This is a genomic window from Methylobacterium isbiliense (assembly GCF_022179325.1).
GTDB classification, from domain to species: Bacteria; Pseudomonadota; Alphaproteobacteria; order Rhizobiales; family Beijerinckiaceae; genus Methylobacterium; species Methylobacterium isbiliense.
Window position 1 is genome coordinate 1 of the sequence record NZ_BPQQ01000026.1, and the last position, 4340, is coordinate 4340.

Below are 4340 nucleotides of genomic sequence, written 5' to 3' on the forward strand. Positions count from 1 at the left end.
CCCCGTTATGAAACGGGGTCTAAGACGGTAGCTCGAAACTGTTCCGTAACCGAAGTTCGTGGCCAGGACGATCGTGTTGTCCGACGTGACCTGGAGCCAACACAGTTCCGACGGTTTGCCCGCACCCGTATCGATGGGCACGAGCGGACCGTTGGCGACGCGGCCCTGAGCATCAAGCCGGCTCAACAGGACGCCGTCTCCGACCGCGAGACCATTAGCGAACGTGTCCTCACTGCCATGCAGGAACGCGATGTAGAATGGGCCGGCTCCACCCGCATCCCGGAACGCCGGAGCCCCGAGCGTTCCATCGGCACGCACGGGGAAGATCACGAGGCCGTCGGGATCCGGCGCGTTCGCGACGATAAGCTTCGCCGACCCGTCGGGGTTAACTGCTGGTCGGGCGTCGAACAATATGTCGACGAGAAGATAACGACTATCCGGCGAGAGGACGGCCTGCGTCGGGACCCGGTCCGTTTTCGTGGCCGTGTTGACGGTGTATCTGTCGGGTCGGAGCGTGAGTTTCCCGTCCGCAACGGAGTAGGCTCGAATGTGGTTCGGGCCGAACGCGTGCAGCACGTAGAGGGTACGCGAGGCGGGAGCGTAGGCAAGAGACTTCGCTGTTCCGCTGCGTCCGGTTACGGGTTCGCCCGTCGCTTGGGCGTCTATGAAGGACAGACGTCCATCGACCTCGACGCGGAAGGACGAGACGCTGTTGTCGCCCCCATTCGTAGCGAAGAGATAGCGATTCGAATTTGTGAGGATCACGCTGTCCGCGCCTTCGAACGCGTTCGGTGCGCTCTCTTGACCGCTGACCGGCTTGAAAACGCCGGAGCCGGCGCCTCGGGTCGGCACGGACTCGACCGGAACGAGCTTGCCATCGGCCAGCCGCCCGAACTGCATCACACGGTTCGCGACCTCGTTCGTCTGCATGTAAACGTGCCCCGTGAAGGGGCCGCCTGGCCGATCCGACTGCGCTGCAGCCAGTTGGCTGCCAAGCGTCACCAAGGCAGGAAACAGGACTAGCGCATCTCGACGCGTCGCGCCTCTTGCCGCTCTCGAAAGGGTTCGCATGATGTCAGGTCTCGCCTCAGTTGCTGCGCCCTTCCATCTCGCCAGCGCCGCAAGCTGCAATCTGCGACGGAGCAAGACGCTTGAGCTGCATTGGCAAACTTCGTCGAATTGCTATTTCTTTTTTGATTGTCATGGTACTACCGGGCACAAGTAATCAATTACTGCTCTGCGCTCTCTTTCATCCTGTATTCCAGCAAAAGGCATGCGGTCGCCGGGAACATACTTCTTCGGACTCGCGAGGTAAGCATCGAGCGCCTCATCGTTCCAGACGATCTTTGACATACTCATAGTACGTGAGTAGACGAAGTTTTCGATCGCTCCTGCTGCGCGCCCGTGAATACCAGCGAGGGTCGGCCCAAGCCTGTTGACGCCCGCCTCGACCGAGTGGCAGACCGCACAATGGGCGAACACCGCCTTCCCGTCCTGCGCCGAAGCTTGCTGAATGGCGCAGATGAGAACAGCGGCCTCGAGCTTCTCTCGCATCGTCCACAACTCCGGTTAAACGTGCTCAGTCACCGCGGAGCGCTGGATAGCCCTCGATAAAGGTCCAATCGGTCGACCGTGCCGGCTGGTGGCAGGGGAGACATTCGGCACGAAAATCCTTCGTCGGCGTGTTGACGGGGTCGCCTACGTTGTACCAAGCCCAGCCCCAGCCCTCGCCCCAGAGCGGATCGTTCGGGTACCGGTTCGCGGAGTCTTTCACCATCACGAACCAACCTATGAGACGGTCGGCCCGGCTCACCGTCCCGGTGGTCATGACGTTGGTCGCCGTCTCGAACACTTCCTTCACGAGGACGGTCCCGTCCGCGAACTCGCCAGTCTTGCGGTAGGCCTCGATGGTGCCGGGGGACGCATAGACGGTGTGGAACTCGTCCGATCCCGGGCCGTCGTCTTTCGCCGGCGCCCAATTGCCGAGGTACTGATACGTGGCGCGGTAATGCTCCGGCACGCGCAGCTTCGCCTTCAAGCTGTCGTTGGGCACAGAGGCAGTGTCGGACGTAGGCGTCTGCGCCGCCGCCACCATCACCAGAACGGCGAACGAGGCCGCGGCAAAAATCATGCGGATCACAGGCGGCTCCGATCTGATCGGGGCCGGAGCCCCGATCGTGAAAGACGAAACTATCGCCGCCCGACGCGCTCGCGCGCTCCACGGAGCACAGGGTAGTGCTGCGTGAAGACGTAATCCTGTTGCGCGTTCGCTTGATGGCAGGCGTTGCAATTGTTTGTCGGTTGCGCCGCGGTCGCCGCCGCGTACTGTGCCTCCGGAACGTGACCAAACGAGAAGTAAGCCCAGTTGCCCGGCTCGTTGGGGTAGCGCCGGCTGCTCTTGTACTCAGTCTCGAGGCCGATGTAGTCGGACATGAAATAGCCACGGCCGCTCGATTCTACCGTCGAGCCGTCCTGCTGATTTGTCGTGTTGTTCTTCTGGACGCCGACGAGTTCCTTGACCAGCAGCGTGCCGTCCTTGAACTCGCCGGTCCGCTTATAGTGATCGTACGCCGATGGCTCCATGTAGACATTGTGGAATTCCGGGAACGGAGCCTCGGGCGGATTGAGGCCGTTGGGTGTGAGCGGCGTGCCGACGTAAGGCCAATCGCGCCAACCGGTCGGGCGAACCATTTCGCCGTTCTCGGTAAACTGGACCTCGAAGGGCCTGCCGTCGCCGTAGGGCTGCGGCGGCGGCCCGGATGCTGCGGCCGCTCTGGAGCGCTGCTCGGGCTGGTTCTGAATCCTGACGCCCTCCATCGACTGGGGACCGCCGAGAGCTGGATCTCGACCTTCCGCCGGCACCTTCGGGACTTCCCGTCCTTGCGTTCTGGTAGTCTGCGTCAGCGCCGGGCCTGCGGCGAGTAGTCCCGCGGCAGCCAAGGCCAGCAGTGTGGCACAAGACTCAATTTTCATTACATTCCCTTTCGTTATTTGATCTTGCTACGCAGTCGATCTTGGTTACTGGCATCGCTTATACCTCAGTAGCATGATGAATAGACATGTTCGATTTGAGAGAACGCGTCCGTCATTCTGTGCGAGCCCACGGCTTGAAGACGCGCAGTCGCCTAGAGCAGGCTTCAATCAGGTTGAAGCGTGAAGCCTGCTCTAGGTTTTTGATTTTGCCGCATTTTCTGCGACGAAACGGCATCCACTTCGTCGGAAAATGCTCTAGGCGGGGCCGCGCGGCGCAAAAAAAGTTGCGGGCCGGGTTGAGAGCGGTTCAGACTGTAACCCAGCCCGCCGGTCAGAGCCGGCGCGGGGGCGCCGATCCTGGACCAAGTCGATGCGCTCCAAAATAGGACCTCGCTTGGTAGGGTCTTTCGCATATTGACGATCCGTTCTGCGAATCTGCGCGAAACTGGCGACATCACCTTCATCGACCAGGGCTGATGTACGTTCGGCACCTATGAGCCGGGCGTATCGTTCACCTCCGCGGGGCGATCGAGAGCGCGACGGGGTCGTGTGCCTGATGGTGTAGCTCGACGTTAGCGTGAGGGCCCGCCTGCGCGCCCTTCACAGCGCTGCAGATTCACTCAGGACGAGCAAGCCAGCTTTGCGATGTGTACAGCGTTCAGCTCATCGACATCCGGCCTTGGTCCAATCCCGGAAAGTTGGACCGGATGACGTGAGAGGTATCGGGTTAGGCTCGTTCCGCTGAGGAGGCCTGACCGATGAAGAAGAGCCGCTTCACAGACCAGCAGATTACCTTCGCGCTCCAGCAGGCCGAGGCGGGTAAGGCCGTCGCGGAGGTTTGCCGCAAGATGGGCGTGTCCGAACCTACTTACTACCGATAGAAGCAGAAGTACGGTGGCCTGATGCCCTCCGAGGTGCGCCACTTGCGTCACCTCGAGGAGGAGAATACCCGCCTGCGCAAGCTCGTGGCGGACCTCACCCTCGACAGGGAGATGCTCTCCGAGGTCATCCGGCGAAAGATGTGACGCCTGCTCGGGGGCGGGAGATGGTCGACTTCGTCCGCACCGCCTTCCGCGTGTCGGTCCGCAGAGCATGCCGGGCAGTACCGGCCCCGCGCTCGACCTACCACTACCGGTCCAGACGCCCCGAGCAGGCCATCCTCCGCAAGCGCATCCGAGAGATCGCCCATATGCGGGTCCGCTACGGCTACCGGCGGATCTGCGTTCTGCTGCGCCGGGAGGGTTGGGCCGTCAACGCCAAGCGTGTCTACCGCCTCTACAAGCTCAAGTGATCAGCCCCCACGGGGTGGTTCATCGGCGAGTTTGGTGGATCCGGGAGGGCGAGGCCGAGCGTCTGGTCGATGCCAG

At 61.9% G+C, this 4340-nt stretch carries 7 protein-coding genes; 3 read left to right on the forward strand and 4 right to left on the reverse strand.

What is annotated here, in order from left to right; genetic code table 11:
• The 4 genes from MFF61_RS12000 to MFF61_RS12015 form a co-directional block, all read right to left on the reverse strand.
• On the reverse strand, nt 1-930 hold a 930-nt coding region (locus MFF61_RS12000), incomplete at its 3' end, for a lactonase family protein (RefSeq protein ID WP_238235360.1).
• Nucleotides 931-1200: 270 nt separating this feature from the next.
• A complete protein-coding gene (locus tag MFF61_RS12005) occupies nt 1201-1554 on the reverse strand; it encodes a c-type cytochrome (protein WP_238235361.1) in 354 nt (117 codons plus the stop codon).
• Between the two features lie 25 nt (nt 1555-1579).
• The gene (locus tag MFF61_RS12010; RefSeq protein WP_238235365.1) at nt 1580-2131 is read right to left on the reverse strand and encodes a cytochrome P460 family protein; all 552 of its coding nucleotides are present in this window, start codon (nt 2129-2131) and stop codon (nt 1580-1582) included.
• A gap of 59 nt (nt 2132-2190) precedes the next feature.
• Complete coding sequence (locus tag MFF61_RS12015) at nt 2191-2817, reverse strand: cytochrome P460 family protein (RefSeq protein WP_238235362.1); 627 nt, start codon at nt 2815-2817, stop codon at nt 2191-2193.
• Between the two features lie 914 nt (nt 2818-3731).
• On the opposite strand from MFF61_RS12015, the gene MFF61_RS12020 reads away from it, so the two are divergent.
• From MFF61_RS12020 to MFF61_RS12025, 3 genes are read left to right on the forward strand one after another with little or no spacing between them, the layout of a single operon-like run.
• Nucleotides 3732-3854: a transposase gene (locus MFF61_RS12020; protein ID WP_238235363.1), complete on the forward strand. Its 123-nt coding sequence runs from the start codon at nt 3732-3734 to the stop codon at nt 3852-3854.
• A gap of 21 nt (nt 3855-3875) precedes the next feature.
• Entirely contained in the window at nt 3876-3998 is a 123-nt protein-coding gene (locus MFF61_RS33855; protein ID WP_283205996.1) for a hypothetical protein, read from the forward strand.
• 20 nt (nt 3999-4018) lie between these two features.
• Nucleotides 4019-4264 (forward strand): IS3 family transposase, encoded by a 246-nt coding sequence (locus MFF61_RS12025; protein WP_238235364.1) that lies wholly within the window; start codon nt 4019-4021, stop codon nt 4262-4264.
• The last annotated feature ends 76 nt before the right edge of the window (nt 4265-4340 follow it).

Bases quoted from the DNA above. Each gene is read 5' to 3' on its own strand.
- MFF61_RS12015 (WP_238235362.1), bottom strand. From the start codon at position 2,817: ATGGAGGGCGTCAGGATTCAGAACCAGCCCGAGCAGCGCTCCAGAGCG.
- MFF61_RS12025 (WP_238235364.1), top strand. From the start codon at position 4,019: ATGGTCGACTTCGTCCGCACCGCCTTCCGCGTGTCGGTCCGCAGAGCA.
- MFF61_RS12020 (WP_238235363.1), top strand. From the start codon at position 3,732: ATGAAGAAGAGCCGCTTCACAGACCAGCAGATTACCTTCGCGCTCCAG.
- MFF61_RS12005 (WP_238235361.1), bottom strand. From the start codon at position 1,554: ATGCGAGAGAAGCTCGAGGCCGCTGTTCTCATCTGCGCCATTCAGCAA.
- MFF61_RS12010 (WP_238235365.1), bottom strand. From the start codon at position 2,131: ATGATTTTTGCCGCGGCCTCGTTCGCCGTTCTGGTGATGGTGGCGGCG.
- MFF61_RS33855 (WP_283205996.1), top strand. From the start codon at position 3,876: ATGCCCTCCGAGGTGCGCCACTTGCGTCACCTCGAGGAGGAGAATACC.